The organism is Acidobacteriota bacterium, assembly GCA_039683095.1.
Lineage (GTDB): Bacteria > Acidobacteriota > Aminicenantia > Aminicenantales > Saccharicenantaceae > RBG-16-66-30.
On sequence record JBDKSB010000012.1, the window covers coordinates 412,480 to 428,291 of the forward strand.

The following is a 15,812-nucleotide window of genomic DNA, read 5'->3' on the forward strand; positions in this document are numbered from 1 at the left end:
ACAACGTATGTCTTTTCAATGAGTTAATAACTCGCTGATAAGACAACTATTGCGGCCGCGACGAGTTTTTGTGCAATCCGTGCTATGTGCATGCAGGAACGGTTCTTGCCGCAACGGAAGCGGCCATTTTCCACAGGTTTTCAACAGAACCTGTGAAAAAACCCCGGCCGCAAAACGGCTTTCGCCGCTCATCCCGTCACCCCGGGCGCGCCCTTGAGGAGATCGAGCAGTCCCGCCCCCCGGACCGGGTCGGGAACGAAGGACAGGATGAAAACCAGGGCCAAAATGACGGCCAGGATGGTCCTTTTGCGGCCGAGCGGCGCGTCCTCGTCGAGGACGGGCGGGTGGCGGAGACGCATCTTCGACCGGAACTCGAAAACGAGGATCAGCGCGGCCAGGATGAGCCAGGTCAGGTGGAAGAAAACGCCCATGACGGCGAGGAACGCGACCATGATCCGGGACAGGACCCTGGCCCGCCGGCCCAGGAGCGCATAGGCGACGTGCCCGCCGTCGAGCTGGCCGATCGGGATCAGGTTGAGGGCCGTGACCAGGAGCCCGACCCAGCCGGCGAAGCCGACGGGGTGAAGGATGATCGAGGCGCCCTCGGGCAGCCTGCCGAAGATGAGCCCGCTCAGGAGCCTGAACAGGAGCGGCTCGCCGAAGGCGATCGTGTCCGGCGTCGCGGGAACAACCCCGACCTTCGAGAAAGCCAGGCCGACGGCCAGCGCCGGAACGGCGAGGACGAACCCGGCCAGGGGGCCGTTGGCCCCGACGTCGAAGATCTGGCGCTTGAAGAGGACGGGCGCCTTGATGCGGATGAAGGCCCCGAACGTGCCCAGGAACGGCGGGCCGGGCAGGAAATAGGGCAGCGTGGCCGGAACGCCGTAGCGGCGGCAGGTCAGGTAGTGGCCGAGCTCATGGCCGACCAGGATGATCAGGAGGGCCAGGGCGTAAAGGAAGCCCGTCCCGACGACCCGCGGATCGAAAAGGCCGGGGCCGGGCCCGCCGGCCGACGCCAGGAACGACGACGCAAAGATCAGGCCGGCGAACCAGGCCGTCAGCCCGGTCAGGCCGAAAAGCAGGGCGTGCAGCCAGGTCCTGGGACGTCCGCTCGCGGAATCGCTCATGGGTATGCGAAAAAAAAGAGGAGTGAAAGCGCTTCACTCCTCCTTCGAGATCCGTCCGATCGTCGCGGGGTTATTTGCCGGAGAGCTTGTGGAACTTGGCCGTCAGCTCTTCCTTGGTTTCCTTGCGGTTCGGGTCGGCGACGCAGGCGTCGACCGGGCAGACGGAGGCGCACTGCTGCGTGTCGAAATGGCCGACGCACTCGGTGCACTTGTCGGGATTGATGACGTAGCGCTCGTCGCCGGCGCTGATGGCCTGGTTGGGGCACTCCGGCTCGCAGGCGCCGCAGTTGATGCACTCTTCGGTGATGATGAACGCCATGGGGCTCCTCCTTGATGGTTTAAGGAATATTATATCCCATTAGGGAAAAATGGCAACGCCGTCCCCGCTATCTCCGGACCTCGAGCTTGCCGGCCTTGAGGGAGGCTTCATATCCGAAGTAGGACTGGGGAAAGTCCGTCTGGAGCTTCTTGTAGAGGTCGAGGGCCGCGGCGATCTCGCCCTTGAGCTCGTGGGTCTCGGCCAGGCGGAACAGGGCGGCATCCATCGGGTAGACCTTGGGCTTCTCGTCGACCGTCTTCTTATAGATGGCGATGGCCTTGTCGTAATCCTTGCGGCCGACCGCGACCTGGCCCTTGAGGTCCTCGGCCTGGTAATAGAGCAGGTCCTTCGGCCCGGCCGGCATCTTGGCCAGATAGGACTCGGCCTTGGCCCAATCGCTCCTCTCGGCCCAGTGCTTGGCCAGCTCCAGGGTGGCCAGGCGGGCCGTCCGGCCCCTGGCGGCCAGCTTCTCCAGGTCGGCCAGCTTGGCCGGATCGGTCTCGGCCTCGGCCGCGACGGCGTTGACCCGGCCGATGGCTTCGCTCCGGGCGTTCCGGGCGTGGGAGCGGACGGCGAGCAACCCGACGAAGACGAGGGCCGCGACGGCGACCGCCCCGGCGACGATGAAGATCTCGCGCCGGTAGCTCTGGAAGAAGTCAACCAGCCAGCTGACGCCCTCCGCCACTTCGTCTTCCTTGAGGTGATGCCTCTCCGTTCTCTTCATAGTTCTCTCCCGCGGACCGAATCGAACCTCTTTTGTAGCATATAAGAAAGGCGGGGTCAAACCTCAAGAAGAGGCCGGATCAGACATCGAAGGTGACGAGGCCGGTCTTGAGCCTGATCTGGTCCCGGAGGACGTCCTTGGTGACGCGGTTCTCCTTCTCGGCCTTGATGGCCCGGAAGAGCTCGTACGAGGTCAGGAGGCCGTTGCCGTCCTTCTGGGCCTCCTCGATCTGGGGGGCCGAGAAAGGATTCGGCCGGCTCCTGGGATCGGCGCCCGAGTAATAGTTCCCGACCAGGACGGCCTTCATCCTGGTGTTGTCGAACTCCTGCATCCGGCGGCCCTTGAACTTCTGGAGCAGGGCGCACTCGTCGTCCGTGGCCCAGTTCCGGCCGCCGCGGACGAGGACGAGCATCAGGTCGCCCTTGCGCAGCCCGGCCTCGACGGCCGTGTCGGCGGGCTCGATGATCCAGACGTCCTCTTCCTTGTCCCGGATGGTGTTCTTCCAGTACTGGTCGACGTCCACGACCCGGCCCCAGCCGAGGTAGCGGAAAGCGGCCACGACGGCCTTCTTCAGGGCCTCCCCTTCCCCGTCGAGCAGCCGGTGGAACTCCTCCTGGCCGCCGTTCCGCAAATCCCTGATCTGGCGGTCATAGTCGGCCAGGGACTCTTCGAACCTCCGCTTCTCCTCGTCGCGCCTGGCCACCAGGGCCCGGAGCTCGGGGAAAACATAATCGTCGCTCTCGAGCCAATCAGTTCCGGCCTCGGCGGGGGCCTCGGCGGCGAACGGCAGCCGGTCTTTGAGCAGGTAATCGGCAACCTCGACGTTCTTCGGGCCGAACGAGGGCAGGACCATGAAATAGCCCTTGCCCCGCCGGACGATCATGGCCGCGGGGGCGCCGTCGCCCGTCTTGGCCAGGAACTCGAGCTTGCCGTCCGACGGGATGTCCTTCTCCCAGACGCCGTCGCCGAAGGTCTCGGCCAGCAGCCGGAAGGTCCCGGCGATATGGGGCCTGTAGCGTTCGAAGGGGACATGGAACAGGGCCCGGGGATTGAAGACCACGGCCTCGGACCGGGCGGCCTGGACCTGGAGGCCCTCCACCGGGCCGATGATGCCCGCCAGCCGGGAGACATCGCCTCCGCCGACGAAGCAGACGACCCGGACGCCCTCGCGGACGCGGCCCGGTAGCGTCTCGGGGATCCGGCCGCGATCGCCGGGCTCACCGGCCTCGCCCTCGATCTGGAAGAACACGATCTCGCTGTCGGCCGGCAGGCTGAACGGCTCGTCCCCTTCCGTCGCCCTGAGCTCGACGTCGTATTTCTCGGCGGCCAGGCGATCCCGGTCCGCGGGGTTGAAATCGACAAGCGTTATCTTGGCCATGGGCCGACTCCTTGCGTCAACTCCCGCCCATCATCCGGCTAGCCGTTCTCCCCGTCAATCACCCCTTCGGGTGAACCCCGGGAGGATTATCGGCTCTTGCCTCTCCTCCCGCCTTTGCCCGGCTTCTCCCCCCGGTCCTTCGCCGGGCCCGCGGGCTTCGCCCTGCCTTTCCCGATCTCGCCGTTCATGGCCACGAAGCCCTGGCCGCGGCCGCGCCGGGCCATGATCTCGTCCGGAGCCAAGCCGTGGTACTCGGACATGAAGCGCAGATTGACCAGGTCGACGACCTCCCGGTCCTGCAGGGTGAGCTGCCGCCAGTCGCCGGCCCGGCCGCGCTTCAGGTAATAGCCGTAGGCGTTCCCGTACGGCGGGCCGATCCGCTCGGGGCCGACGGGGACGAAGAAGATCTCCGGCGACAGCCCGAAGTGCAGGGCGATTTGGAACCAGGACTGCCGCTTCAGCCGCAGGTCGATGACGGCCTGGGGCCCGACCTGGGCCTTCGCCGCCAGGAAGAAGACGACGGGCAGCTCCTCGTCGCCGAGCCGGTAGCGGGTCCGGCAGTCCACGACCAGGCGCGGGGCCACCCGATAATGGTCGCCCACCGCGAGATAGAAGTCCCGGAGCCGGCCGTCGCTGATCGAGATGCCGAGATCGACCTGCCCGGCCCGGACCGGCAGGGCGAGCGCCAGGGCCGCGAGCACGGCCGCGGCGGCTGCTGCCCATGCGTGATGTCTCATGATGATCACCTCTCGTCTTATACTAATGTTAGTCGCGCGGCCCGGCAACGCCTGGAAAAAAAGGGCCCCAAACCCCAGGGAAGAAATCCCTGGCCAATCCGTCTTAACAAGCGTCCTTCAGACTTCACGAGCCGCCCTTGGAGAATGCCGGATGCCTTACCGACACCCCCTCCGTCTTATGGCCCTGCCGGTCCTCGCCGCCGTCCTGGCGCCGTCCCTGGCCGCGCAGATGCCGCTCAAGATCCTCGACGTGAGGCCGGTCGTCGCCGGGCCGCCGAGGATCGACGGCCTCATCGACGATCCCTGCTGGAAGGAAGTCCGGGCGGTCGGCGATTTCTATCAGCACGATCCGATCAACGGGGCCAGGGCTTCCGAGGCGACCCTCGTCTGGGCCGCCTTCGACCAGGATTATCTCTACTTCGCCTTCCTGATGAAGGATTCCCAGCCGCGCCGGATCTGGGCCGAGCTGACCCCGCGCAACGAGTTCGAGAACAACGACTCGATCAAGCTCATCCTCGACGCCTACAACGACAGGCGGACGAGCCTCGAATTCGAGGTCAATCCGAAGGGCGTCCAGAAGAACTCCGTCGAGACGATCTGGAAGTCCGAGGCCGTCATGAGGCCGGACGGCTGGAGCGCCGAGATGGCCATCCCTTTCAAGTCGCTGCGCTTCTCGTCCGCTAAGCTCGACGTCTGGGGCGTCAACTTCGAGCGCTACATCAACCGCCTCAACGAGACGGATTTCTGGACGGACGTCAAGCGGGACCTGCCCGAGCTCCAGCAGGCAGGCGAGCTCCGCGGCCTGACCGGGCTCAGGCCGGGCGGCAACCTCGAGTTCTTTCCCTACGCCGGCGTCCGAACGTCCGAGTGGGAGGGCGAGCACGACACCAAGGCCGCGGCCGGCCTCGACGCCAAGTGGGGCATCAAGCCCAATCTTTACCTCGACGTCACGGCCAGCCCGGATTTCAGCGAGGTCGAGTCGGACCCGTTCATCTATCAGCTCTCCCCCTACGAGACCTATCTCCAGGAGCACCGGCCCTTCTTCACCGAGGGCAGCCAGTACTTCACCCTGGGCGAGAACGACGAGTATCACCACGGCGGCGTCAGCCTGTTCTATTCCCGGCGCATCCGGAACCCCCGCGGCGCGGTCAAGCTCTCCGGCAAGACGGGCGGCCTCGGCTTCGGCATCCTCGGGGCGATCAACAAGGTGGACGTCGGCCTGGAAGAGGACCCGCGCGATTCCTATTTCGGCGTCTTCCGGGTCCAGAAGGACATCTTCAAGAATTCCCAGGTCGGCGTCTATTACGCCGGCGTGCGCGAGGGGGACGCCGGCAACCAGAACGTCGCCGTCGATTTCAACTTCAACTTCGCCGATTTCTATTACATCCGGGGCCTGGGCGCCCTGACCTACAACAAGGGGCTGCCCCGGTCCCGCAACGGCGTCTACCAGCTGAATTTCAACCGCGAGCCGGACGCCGGCCTGCAGCTCTCGGCCGGTTTCCTCCGGATCGAGGACAACGTCAGCATCAGCACGGGCTATATCGACCAGAAGGACATCCAGTCTTTCGACGCCATGATCGGCCAGGCCTGGCGCTTCAACAAGGGGCTGTTCAAGCGCATCAGCTTCGACTTCAGCGGCGCCGTCCGCCAGGATTCCTACGGCAACCCGGCCGGCCAGGAAGGCGAGTTCTTCTTCTGGTCCGAGCTCTTCAACCGCGTGGATTTCCACGGCGGCTTCAGCGTCGGCCGGAGCAGGTACCAGGTCCTCGGCGGCGACGACCGCCTGGCCTGGACTCCGGACTATATCCGGACTAACGGCCTGAACCTCGATATCGGCTGGGAGCGGGGCGGTTTCCTGAAGGAGATCTCGCTCGAGGGCGGCTGGGACAAGAAGGGCGTCTACAGCGAGGACTTCACGGCCGTCGTCCCCGGAACCGAGACAGAGGTCCAGGGCCAGGTCATCCTCCGGCCGCGCTCCAACCTGGAGTGGTCGGCCGAAGGCGGCTGGATCCGCCAGACCGCGGACGCGACCGGCGGCGAGGTCTTCAACGGCCTGACCTACGCGACGGCGCTCCACTACCAGCTGACGCGTAGCCTGTTCCTCAACAGCCGTTTCTTCGGCGAGACCCGGGAGAACCAGTACAGCCTCGACTTCCTTGTCGGCTACTATTTCGGGGCCGGCAACGTCGTCCAGCTGGCGCTCAAGAAAAGCGAGCGCAACGAGCTCCTCGGCCGGGTCGGCGGCTACTCCGTGACCTTGAAAGTCTCATACCTCCTCCGGATCTGAGCCTCACCTCCGGCGATGACGGGGGACGGGCCGAATATCACCCCCCGTTCCCTTCCTCGAGGTGATGGCCCTCCCGGACCGGTCCGGTCACAATGCCCCCTGAGGAACACATGGGCATCTTCAGTCGCGCGTCCCGGATGTCGGCGGAAACAACCGCGCCGTCGCCGCCGGCCCGCCCCGGCTTCCTGGCCGAAGCCGCGGGCCTGCCGTCCGAGGGCGCCGGGGCGGCGCCGGATCGCCGTCAGCGCCGCATCCCCTATATCTCCGAGCGCAAGAAATACGACATCCTCATCGCCGCCTCGGACCAGGCCGTCTACGATTACGACCTGGAGACCGGGGAGATCAACTGGAGCGGCAGCTACGAGCGGGTCTTGGGCTACGACGCCGGGGACATCGGCGGGTTCGAGGAGTGGGCGGAGCGCATCCATCCGGAGGACCGCGACCAGGTCCTCCGCCTGCTCGACGCGGGCGAAAAGAACCGGGAAGTCTTCGAGGTCGAATACCGCTTCCGCCACAAGAACGGCGGCTACCGCTGGGTCCACGACCGCGGCTTCTTCCTGATCGAGGATGACCGGGACCTGCGGCGGATGATCGGCATGATCCACGACATCCACGACAGGAAGCAGGCCGAGCTCCTCCAGAGCGCTGTCTACAAGATCGCCCAGGCCGCCGACACGTCCGCCGGGCTGGACGACCTCTACCGGTCGGTCCACCGCATCATCGGCACCGCCATGCCGGCGGGCAACTTTTACATCGCCCTCTACGACGAGGCCCGGGGCCTCATCCGCTTCCCCTATTTCGTGGACGAGATCGACCCGCCGCCGGCCCCGGTCAAGCCCGGCAAGGGCCTGACCGAGTACGTCATCCGGACCGGCCGCTCGCTCCTCTGCGACGAGGAGACGGACCTGATCCTGCGCAACCGCGGCGAGGTCGAGATCATCGGCGCGCCGTCCACGATCTGGCTCGGCGTCCCGCTCATCGTCGACGGCAAGACGACCGGGGCCATGGTCGTCCAACATTACGGCAACCCGAACGCCTACGGCCCGGCCGAGCAGCGCATGCTCGAGTTCGTCTCCTCCCAGGTGGCCCGGTCGATCGAGCGCAAGGCGGCCGAGGAGGCCCTGCGCCGCAGCGAGCAGCGGCTGTCCCTGCACATCCAGAAAACTCCGCTGGCCGTGATCGAATGGGACACCGATTCCCGGGTCCTCCAGTGGAACGCCTCGGCCGAGCAGATCTTCGGATACACGGCCGCGGAAGCAATCGGCCAGCACGCTTCGTTCATCCTCTCCGAAAGCGCCCTGGCCGAGGTCGACCGGAACTGGTGGGACCTCACGCACAACGCGGGCGGCGAGCAAAAAGCAAGCGAGAACGTCACCAAGGACGGCCGGATCATCATCTGCGAATGGTACAACACCTCCCTGGTCGACAGCGAAGGCCGGGTCATCGGCGTGGCCTCCCTGGCCCAGGACATCACGAAGCGCCAGCGGACGGAGCGCGCCCTGCGCGACAGCGAGGAGCTCTACCGCCGGCTCGTGGCCGCCATCCCGGACCTGATCGTCCGGACCGATCTCGAGGGGAACATCCTCTACGCCAACGAGCTGGCCGTGCGGCTGAGCGGAACGTCAGGCGCCGGCGGCCTCGTCGGCCGCAACATCTTCTCGTTCATCGCGCCCGAGGACCTCGAGAAGGCCAGGTCCGGCGCCCGGAACTTCTACCGGGAGCGGGGGAAGCCCCAGGAGATCGGCCTGGTCTTCGACGGCAAGCCGGCCATCAAGTTCGAGGTCGACGGCGCCATCCTCCGCAACCCCGACGGGACCCCGTACAGCGTCGTCTATCTCTGCCGGGACATCACCCAGCGCATGCAGGCCGAGGAGGATCTGCACCGGGGCCTGATCAAGCTCAGGACGACCCTGAAGGCGGCCATCGATTCGCTGGCCTCGGCCATCGAGATGCGCGACCCGTACACGGCCGGCCACCAGGAGCGGACGACCCGGCTGGCCCGGGCCATCGCCGTCGAGATGGGCCTGGACGAGGAGCGGGTCGAAGGGATCGAGATCGCCGGCATCATCCACGACATCGGCAAGCTCTACGTCCCGGCCGAGATCCTGAGCAAGCCGACCAAGCTGACCGATCTCGAATACGGCCTGATCAAGATGCACGCCCAGGCCGGCTACACGATCCTGAGCAAGATCGACTTTCCCTGGCCGATCGCCCAGATCGTCCACCAGCACCACGAGTTCGTCAACGGCTCCGGCTATCCGCAGGGGCTCTCGGGCAAGGACATCCTGGTCGAGGCCCGCATCCTCTGCGTCGCCGACGTCGTCGAGGCCATGTCCTCGCACCGTCCCTACCGCCCGGCCCTGGGCATCTCCCTGGCCCTCGACGAGATCACCCAGAAGAAGGGCATCCTCTTCGACCGGGAGGTCGTCGACGCCTGCCTCCGCCTCTTCCGGGAGAAGGGCTTCAAGTTCGATTGACCGGGCCGCGCCGATGGGATACGATGCCCGGGAGATGGACAAGCCTGCCGGAGCCCTCATGAGAACGGCGATCTTCTCCCTGCTCTTCGCCCTGCCGCTCGGCCTGGCCGGCCGCGGCGGCTCGCCCGCGCCGAAGCCGAACCAGCTTGCCGACGCCCTCCTGGCCCGCCTCGGGACGCCGCGAGAGCCCGGGGCCGGGGTCATCGTCCTCCGGAACGGCCGGATCGTCTATATCGGCGCCCGCGGGGTCGCGGACATGCAGGGCATGCGGCCCATCGACGGCCGGACGGCCTTCCGCCTGGCCTCGGTCACGAAGCAGTTCACGGCCATGGCCGTCATGCTGCTCGTGCGCGACGCCAAGCTCCGCTACGAGGACACCCTGACCGGCCTTCTTCCCGGCTTCCCCGAATACGGCCGGGGCATCACCGTCCGCCACCTGCTCCAGCACACCTCGGGCCTCCCCGATTACGAGGACCTGATGCCGCCCGCCGACCCCGCGGTCCCGGTCGAGCAGGCCCAGATCAGCGACGCCGGCGTCCTCGACCTGCTGAAGAAGCAGTCGGCGGGCTGGTTCGTGCCGGGGGCGCTCTGGCGCTACAGCAACTCGGGTTACGTCCTGCTGGGCCTCATCGTCGAGAAGGTCTCGGGCCGGTCCTTCCCGACGTTCCTGCGCGAGCGCATCTTCGCCCCGCTCAAGATGGACAACACGGTGGCCTTCGTCCGCGGCCGGAACGCCGTGCCCGACCGCGCCTTCGGCTATGCCAAGGAGGACGGCCGCTGGCGCTACGCCGACCAGAGCCCGACCTCGGCCACCCTCGGCGACGGCGGCGTTTATTCCTCGCTCTACGATCTCACGCTCTGGGACGAAGGGCTCCGGCGCCATCTCCTGCTCAGCGAAGACGAGATGAGGCCCGCCCTGACCCCAGTGCGGGTCAAGGGCAAGGGGCCCGTCGGGCCCGACGGCCGGCCCGCCGACTACGGCTTCGGCTGGTTCCTCAACGGCTGGGAGGGCCATCCGCGGATGTGGCACTACGGCGAAACGTCCGGGTTCCGGACCTCCATCCAGCGCTTCACCGTCGACGGCTTGACGGTGATCGTCCTGGCCAACCGCGCGGACGTCGACGCCACGGGGCTGGCCCTCGACATCGCGGGATTGTTCCTGAAGGGCGAATAGGGCGGGACGCGGCCGGGAGGCCGCCGCCTAAACGATGGTCGAGGGAATGCCCTCGTTTCGGCCGTAGAGGTGACGGATCAGGGCTAGCACCGCCTGGGAAGTCAGCTTCTGGAACTCCACCCCGATCTCGAACAAGCCCTCGCCCTTCTCTGGCCTTATCCAGCGGACGTCCCCTTCCAGGACGACGAGCTGGTCCGTGCCGCTCAGGCTGAGGCGGATCCTGAGGGTCGTTCCCGCGGGATAGGCCTTCGAGGTGACTATCCGCGCCCCGCCCGTGGACAGGTCGTAGGTGTGGGCGGCGATGCCCGCGCCCTGGTACTTGTCCACGGCGGTCCGGAGGAGGACCTCGTTCCGCTCGACGAAGCGGAGTCTCTTGCGTCGTTCGAACATGTTCCGGCTCCTGCTGCCCGGCCCCATTGTCGGTGGCCCGGGCGCCGGGGACAATCCCCCCGGAGGGTGATTCGGCCGGTGATTTCTCACCCCCGGGCGCGCCCGTTGACGCTCCCCGGCCGCGGTGCTATCCTGGGCTGACCCGCCATGAAAGCCTTAAAGACCTGGGCCCTCGTTTTCATGGGCGGCGGCGCCAGGGGGCTGGCCCACGTCGGCGTCATCCGCGTCCTCGAACAGGTCGGCCTCGTCCCGGACATCGTCGCCGGCACGTCCATGGGCGGGCTGGTCGGCGGGCTCTACGCGGCTGGCTTCTCCGCGGCCCGGCTGACGGAGATGATCAGCGGCCTGGACCTCGACGGCGGCGCCGGCGAAACGGGCCGGCACCCGCTTCTCAAACGGGCGCCGAACCTGTTCGAGTCCATGTTCCTCTCGGACACCAAGAACCGGCTTTTCACCAAGTTCGGCCTCGAGAAGGAGGACGCGATCGAGGCCTATCTGAAAAAGTGCGTCGGGAACGTCCGCATCGAGGACCTGCCGGTCCCGTTCCTCTGCAACGCCGTCGACCTGGCCTCCGGCCGCGAGATCCTGTTCACCAGGGGCAAGCTCTACCGGGCCCTGCGGGCGACGATGTCCCTTCCGGTCGTCTTCGAGCCCGTGCGCATGGGCCGGATGATCCTGGTGGACGGCGGCGTCCTCAGCAGCGCTCCGGTCGAGGCGGCCCGGGAGGCCGGGGCCGAGGTCGCCGTCCTGGTCGATATCCACAGGCCGTTGAAGCGGATGCCCCGGGAGAAGCTGCAGAACACCTTCCATCTCATCCAGAGAACGGTCGAAGTGGCCACGGCCGCTTCCTTCTCGGAACGGGCCCGCCACGCGGATTTCGTCATCCGCATCCCGATCGATCAGGGCGTCCTTCAGTTCTCGAGGCCGAAGGCGATCGTCGCCAAGGGCGAGCGCACCGCTCTGGCCCAGCTGGACGCCCTGAAGAAGGCCCTCGGCGCCGGCTGACGCAGGGCCGTCAATCCCAGTCCCGGAAGAGGAACCCGACGCCGATCCTCTGGACGCGGTGATCATAGTCGAGCATGCTCTCGCCGTAGCCCAGGAAATACTGGACGTATCCGGCGACCATGGCGAACATCGGGAAGCTCCATTCGAGCTGGACGGCCCCCCGGTTCCCGTGGAGATCCAGGTTGTCGCGGAGCATGACCGCGAAGCGGTGCTTTTTCAGGAAATAATAGGCCCAGATCTCGCCGTGCCCCAGGTACTTGGTGATCCCGGGATTGTCGTCGTCCACGGCCTTCTCCCCCAGCCGGGCCCAGCCTTTCAGCAGGAGCGACAGGGGGCCGCGCTCGAGCCCGAGGTTGACCACGATCCGGTTCCAGCTCCGGGACAGCGGCTCCGACTGGCCGTTCGACTGGTGGTTGAAGCCGAACTGGACGAAACGGCCCTTCAGGCCGAGGATGTCGAAGCGGGTGCGGACGTTGAACAGGACCTCCGGCTCGTAGTTCGTCTCCCGGAAGGGCGAGCTGTCGGAGAAGTTATAGAACTGCCAGAACGAGCGCTGGGTGTAGCCGACCCACAGGTCGACCGGCCCTCCGAGGACGTCCTGCCAAAGCTTGGCCTTGAAGCTCAGCTGGAACGCGATCTCGGGCTTGACTAGGGTCTTGGCCGGGTTGACTTCCTGAAGGGGCGCCGGATTGGGCCAGGTGTTGTAGGAGAACACAAGGGCGTAGTTCGACCGGTGGAAGGTGATGCCGGGCTGGTCGGCGCGCCTGGCCGGGTCGAGCTGCCAGAGCGACGTGAAGTAGGACGGCTTCTCCTTCCCGGCGCCCGCGGCTGCGGCCGGACCGGCCTGATCCCGGGGCGCCGCGACCAAAACCTGGGCCAGGACCGCCGCGAGCCCGGCCAGGGCGGCGACGGATCGAGACAACGATCGGAGGGACAGGAACATGGGACACCGCCTTTCCGCCCGAAACCGGGTATTAGGGATTTTATAGAGCCCGGCGGCGAGGGATGTCAAGCGGCCGTCGCCGCCGCTCTGTTGACATCAGCCTGGGCCCGGGTTACGCTGAAATCACAGAAAGGGGACGGAATGCCGGACGGGCAGGAGGAACTCCTTTCGTCCTGGAAGGAGATCGCCGCTTACCTGAAGCGCACCGTCAGGACCTGCCAGAGGCTCGAGGCGGCGATGGGTTTGCCCGTCGAGGCCCTTTACGGCGAGATGCTCGAGAAGCGGGAAAAGGTCCTCATCTCCCCGGTCATGCTGGCCGGGCCGCGGCCCTTCAGAACTTCAGCGAAAATTTGAGCTGGACCCAGCGCGGCAGCTGCCGGGCCCAGACCTGGCCGAAGAGAGGGTTGGGGCTCCCATCCGCGTTCTCGCCGTTCTTGAAGAAGGACACGGGCCGCTGGCTGTTCAGCAGGTTATAGACGTTGACCCCCAGGCCGAGCGTCGGGCCAGTCCGGAACCGGAAATCCTTCTCGGCCACCAGGTCCACGTAGGCGTGGGCCGGGGTCGTCCGCGCGCCGCGCCCCTCCGGGAAGGTCGCGCAGAAAGTCACGGCGGGGGACCAGCCCTTTTTCTCCCAATGGTAGCCGGAGAGGTACTGGACATTGGCCGCGATGTTGACGCCGCGCGGCGCGAGCCAGGTCGCGAAGACCTTGATCACGTGGTCCACGCTGTAAGGCAGGACCCCGTACCATCCCTCGTCCCCGATCCGCCGTCCTCCCATTCCCCCGAAGAGCCATTCGTAGATCGGATGGAAGGGCGAATCCTCCGGCGTCAGCGGATGGTAGCCGATCAGGCTGGAGTCGTAATATCCCCCGAAATAAAGGTCCCAGCTCACGGCCTCGAATATGTCACCCGAGGTCGTCCCCTTGGCCCGCGACCAGGTCCAGGAGGCGTTCAGCATGAGGCGGCCCGGGACCCTTCCGTTCAGCTCGACTTCCAGGCCCCGGTAGTTCCTCCTTTTCAGCTCGAAATTCGTCAGGAGCCTCTTCATGGCCATGGGCGCGGCCGGGTCGTACAGGGAAACGGGGTTGATCAGGTCATGGGAGCTCGAATGGATCCCCCGGACATTGAAGGCCCAGTTCGCCCCGATCTGGCGGTCGAACTCCAACAGGAACCTGTTCGTCTTGTCGGGCTTCAGCCCGGGATCGACCTCCCGGGGGGCCGTTTGTTCCAGAGTCAGCCCCCAGTTGGCGCGGTCCGCCAGCTGGGCCTGCGTCGGGTCCGCTGGGCCGACCCATTTGAAGACGCGCCGGGCGAAGAGAGGAGCGGTGTTGGCGAACGGCAGGAAGTCCGTCGAAACGGGCATGGCATAGAGGCCGTAGCCGAATTTCAGGACGTTCCGGCCGTTGCCCGCCAGGTCCCAGGCCACGGAGGCCCTGGGCTGCAGGAAGTCCCCGACGCCCCAGTTCCAGGCCCTGGCCCCGGCGTCGTTGAAGACCTGCTGGGTGTCGGTCCGCAATCCGATCATGACGGAGACGCGGCCCAGGATGACGTTGTCTTCGGCATAGAACCCGAACCCGCGCGTCGTGTTCCTCGCCTCGCCTGGGGCGCTTTCCCACAATGAGTTGGGATGGCCCGGGCTCGTCCAGGAAAGGCCGGTGCCGTTGTCGAAACCGTCGCCGGGCCACAGGTCGGCGTCGAGGCCCGTCCAATGATAGGACTCGACGTCGCTGGCGCTGTAGCGGCTCGCGCCCGCCTTGAGCTCGTGGTCCCCCCACGGTCCGAGGCTGAAATACCGGATGAGACCGACGGCCAGGTCCGTCCGCTTCAGCCGGCTGCTTTGGCCGAAGCTGGCGTTGTTCGTCTGTTGGCCGATATCCTGCCAGGAAAAGGGGGGAGGCCCGAAGTCGCCGCCGAGAGGCTGGATCCCGAACGAGTGCCTGTTCTGGCCCCAGGCCGCCGTCAGGAACGAGTTCGGCGACAGGATCCCCCTGTAATTGAGGCGGTACGAACGGCGGGTATAGTCCGACCGGGTATAGGTCTCCGGAACTCCGACCCCTCCCGACTGGCGCAGGAGCTTGTCCAGCGTCCCGCTCAGGGACAGCGTCTGGTCCTTAAGAGGCGTCAGGGTGATCTTTCCGAGGAGATTGTTCGTGGTGACGCGCCGTTCCCCCGCCGGGACCGTCAGCCAGATGAGGGTCCGCTCGCCGGTCCTGTCGGTGTTGGCGAAGAAGTCGTCGGACGCGAAGAACCAGATCCGGTCCTTGAAGACCGGGCCGCCCAGGTTGCCGAAACACTGCCCCAGCGACGTCTCCGGGACGGAGATGGCCGACATCTGCTCCTTTCTGCCGGCCCGCAGGCCCGCCCCCTGGATGAGCCCGCCCAGCTCGCCGTGAAAGGAGTTGCCGCCCGATCTCGTCACGATATTGACGAAGCCGCCGACGCCCTGCCCCCACGCGGGCGAGAACCCGTCGGAAACGATCTGGACCTCTTCCCAGGCGTCGTAGTTGAGGCGGAGGCCCGGGTCGCCGTAGGCCACCCCTTTCATGGAAAGGCCGTCCACGAACCAGTTGTTCGCGCCGTTGCCCGCGCCCCGGAAGCCGGGCAGGCCGGACTCCGTCGTCAGGCCCGTGATCCAGTTCTGGTCGGCCCCGCCGGTGATGGTGTTCACCCTCACTCCGGTGACGCCCGGGGTCAGGTCGACGATCTCCGCGATCGTCCGGGCCTGGGTCGGCGCGAGGGCCAGGTCGGCGCCGCTCAATCGATAGCTCGTATCGGCCCTGGCCGCGTCGACGAGCGGATTCGAGGCGACAACCGTGACCTCCTCCCTGACGGCGGCGGGCTTGAGGACGATCGACACGGTCCGCGCCCATCCCAGCCGGACGTCGTTGCCGGTCAGGACCAGCCGCCGGAATCCGGCCAGCTCGAACGTCAGGGCGTAGGCGCCCACCGGCAGCAGCGGCATCCGGAAGCCTCCGCCCTTATCGGACAGGGCGGTCCGTGCGCCCTGAAGGTTCGGGCTCCTGGCCGTGATCGAGACGCCGGGCAAGGCCTCCCCCGCCTCGTCGGTGACCTTCCCCCGGATCTCGCCCGTCTGCTGGGCGGACAAGGTCCCGAAGAGCAGAAAGAGGGAAAGGAAAGAGATAAGGATCCTCGTCGACTTCTTCATTCCGGACCTCCATCGCCGTGAAGACAATGGGACGGCACGCGGTCCGCGGTCCCCTATCAGCTTGTGACCGGGAAGATAGCGCGAA

Annotated in this window: 13 protein-coding genes; 5 read left to right on the plus strand and 8 right to left on the minus strand. The window is 66.5% G+C overall.

What is annotated here, in order from left to right; all coding sequences use genetic code 11:
- Positions 1–188 precede the first annotated feature (188 nt).
- From ABFD52_09750 to ABFD52_09770, 5 genes are all read right to left on the minus strand, one after another.
- A complete protein-coding gene (locus ABFD52_09750) occupies positions 189–1,127 on the minus strand; it encodes a site-2 protease family protein (GenBank protein ID MEN6561046.1) in 939 nt (312 codons plus the stop codon).
- Between the two features lie 70 nt (positions 1,128–1,197).
- Complete coding sequence (locus ABFD52_09755) at positions 1,198–1,446, minus strand: YfhL family 4Fe-4S dicluster ferredoxin (protein ID MEN6561047.1); 249 nt, start codon at positions 1,444–1,446, stop codon at positions 1,198–1,200.
- A gap of 67 nt (positions 1,447–1,513) precedes the next feature.
- Positions 1,514–2,170 carry a tetratricopeptide repeat protein gene (locus ABFD52_09760; protein MEN6561048.1) on the minus strand — a complete coding sequence of 219 codons (657 nt, stop codon included), beginning with the start codon at positions 2,168–2,170 and terminating at the stop codon, positions 1,514–1,516.
- A 79-nt stretch (positions 2,171–2,249) separates the two neighbouring features.
- Complete coding sequence (locus ABFD52_09765; protein ID MEN6561049.1) at positions 2,250–3,548, minus strand: hypothetical protein; 1,299 nt, start codon at positions 3,546–3,548, stop codon at positions 2,250–2,252.
- 86 nt (positions 3,549–3,634) lie between these two features.
- Positions 3,635–4,285: a hypothetical protein gene (locus ABFD52_09770; protein ID MEN6561050.1), complete on the minus strand. Its 651-nt coding sequence runs from the start codon at positions 4,283–4,285 to the stop codon at positions 3,635–3,637.
- 151 nt (positions 4,286–4,436) lie between these two features.
- Between ABFD52_09770 and ABFD52_09775 the strand changes: the two genes are divergently transcribed.
- The 3 genes from ABFD52_09775 to ABFD52_09785 all read left to right on the plus strand — a co-directional run bounded on the left by ABFD52_09775 (position 4,437) and on the right by ABFD52_09785 (position 10,223).
- Positions 4,437–6,572: a DUF5916 domain-containing protein gene (locus ABFD52_09775; protein MEN6561051.1), complete on the plus strand. Its 2,136-nt coding sequence runs from the start codon at positions 4,437–4,439 to the stop codon at positions 6,570–6,572.
- Positions 6,573–6,682: 110 nt separating this feature from the next.
- Complete coding sequence (locus ABFD52_09780) at positions 6,683–9,049, plus strand: PAS domain S-box protein (protein MEN6561052.1); 2,367 nt, start codon at positions 6,683–6,685, stop codon at positions 9,047–9,049.
- A 58-nt stretch (positions 9,050–9,107) separates the two neighbouring features.
- Complete coding sequence (locus tag ABFD52_09785) at positions 9,108–10,223, plus strand: serine hydrolase domain-containing protein (protein MEN6561053.1); 1,116 nt, start codon at positions 9,108–9,110, stop codon at positions 10,221–10,223.
- 27 nt (positions 10,224–10,250) lie between these two features.
- Here ABFD52_09785 and ABFD52_09790 read toward each other — a convergent pair whose 3' ends face one another.
- Positions 10,251–10,613, minus strand: a complete 363-nt coding sequence (locus tag ABFD52_09790; GenBank protein MEN6561054.1) for a PilZ domain-containing protein — start codon at positions 10,611–10,613, stop codon at positions 10,251–10,253.
- 147 nt (positions 10,614–10,760) lie between these two features.
- On the opposite strand from ABFD52_09790, the gene ABFD52_09795 reads away from it, so the two are divergent.
- Positions 10,761–11,618, plus strand: a complete 858-nt coding sequence (locus tag ABFD52_09795) for a patatin-like phospholipase family protein (protein ID MEN6561055.1) — start codon at positions 10,761–10,763, stop codon at positions 11,616–11,618.
- 10 nt (positions 11,619–11,628) lie between these two features.
- On the opposite strand, the gene ABFD52_09800 is transcribed toward ABFD52_09795, so the two are convergent.
- A complete protein-coding gene (locus tag ABFD52_09800; protein MEN6561056.1) occupies positions 11,629–12,561 on the minus strand; it encodes a phospholipase A in 933 nt (310 codons plus the stop codon).
- Positions 12,562–12,702: 141 nt separating this feature from the next.
- Here ABFD52_09800 and ABFD52_09805 point away from each other — a divergent pair, with 141 nt between their 5' ends.
- Positions 12,703–12,915 carry a hypothetical protein gene (locus ABFD52_09805; protein MEN6561057.1) on the plus strand — a complete coding sequence of 71 codons (213 nt, stop codon included), beginning with the start codon at positions 12,703–12,705 and terminating at the stop codon, positions 12,913–12,915.
- Here the strand turns inward: ABFD52_09805 and ABFD52_09810 are convergent.
- Positions 12,893–15,727 (minus strand): TonB-dependent receptor, encoded by a 2,835-nt coding sequence (locus ABFD52_09810; GenBank protein MEN6561058.1) that lies wholly within the window; start codon positions 15,725–15,727, stop codon positions 12,893–12,895. The two genes, ABFD52_09805 and ABFD52_09810, sit on opposite strands and share 23 nt — an antisense overlap.
- Positions 15,728–15,812: the final 85 nt, after the last annotated feature.

Excerpts from the sequence above, each read along its gene's own strand:
- ABFD52_09770 (MEN6561050.1), bottom strand. The coding sequence starts at position 4,285 with ATGAGACATCACGCATGGGCAGCAGCCGCCGCGGCCGTGCTCGCGGCC.
- ABFD52_09795 (MEN6561055.1), top strand. The coding sequence starts at position 10,761 with ATGAAAGCCTTAAAGACCTGGGCCCTCGTTTTCATGGGCGGCGGCGCC.
- ABFD52_09780 (MEN6561052.1), top strand. The coding sequence starts at position 6,683 with ATGGGCATCTTCAGTCGCGCGTCCCGGATGTCGGCGGAAACAACCGCG.
- ABFD52_09750 (MEN6561046.1), bottom strand. The coding sequence starts at position 1,127 with ATGAGCGATTCCGCGAGCGGACGTCCCAGGACCTGGCTGCACGCCCTG.
- ABFD52_09760 (MEN6561048.1), bottom strand. The coding sequence starts at position 2,170 with ATGAAGAGAACGGAGAGGCATCACCTCAAGGAAGACGAAGTGGCGGAG.
- ABFD52_09810 (MEN6561058.1), bottom strand. The coding sequence starts at position 15,727 with ATGAAGAAGTCGACGAGGATCCTTATCTCTTTCCTTTCCCTCTTTCTG.
- ABFD52_09805 (MEN6561057.1), top strand. The coding sequence starts at position 12,703 with ATGCCGGACGGGCAGGAGGAACTCCTTTCGTCCTGGAAGGAGATCGCC.
- ABFD52_09775 (MEN6561051.1), top strand. The coding sequence starts at position 4,437 with ATGCCTTACCGACACCCCCTCCGTCTTATGGCCCTGCCGGTCCTCGCC.
- ABFD52_09785 (MEN6561053.1), top strand. The coding sequence starts at position 9,108 with ATGAGAACGGCGATCTTCTCCCTGCTCTTCGCCCTGCCGCTCGGCCTG.
- ABFD52_09755 (MEN6561047.1), bottom strand. The coding sequence starts at position 1,446 with ATGGCGTTCATCATCACCGAAGAGTGCATCAACTGCGGCGCCTGCGAG.
- ABFD52_09765 (MEN6561049.1), bottom strand. The coding sequence starts at position 3,548 with ATGGCCAAGATAACGCTTGTCGATTTCAACCCCGCGGACCGGGATCGC.
- ABFD52_09790 (MEN6561054.1), bottom strand. The coding sequence starts at position 10,613 with ATGTTCGAACGACGCAAGAGACTCCGCTTCGTCGAGCGGAACGAGGTC.
- ABFD52_09800 (MEN6561056.1), bottom strand. The coding sequence starts at position 12,561 with ATGTTCCTGTCCCTCCGATCGTTGTCTCGATCCGTCGCCGCCCTGGCC.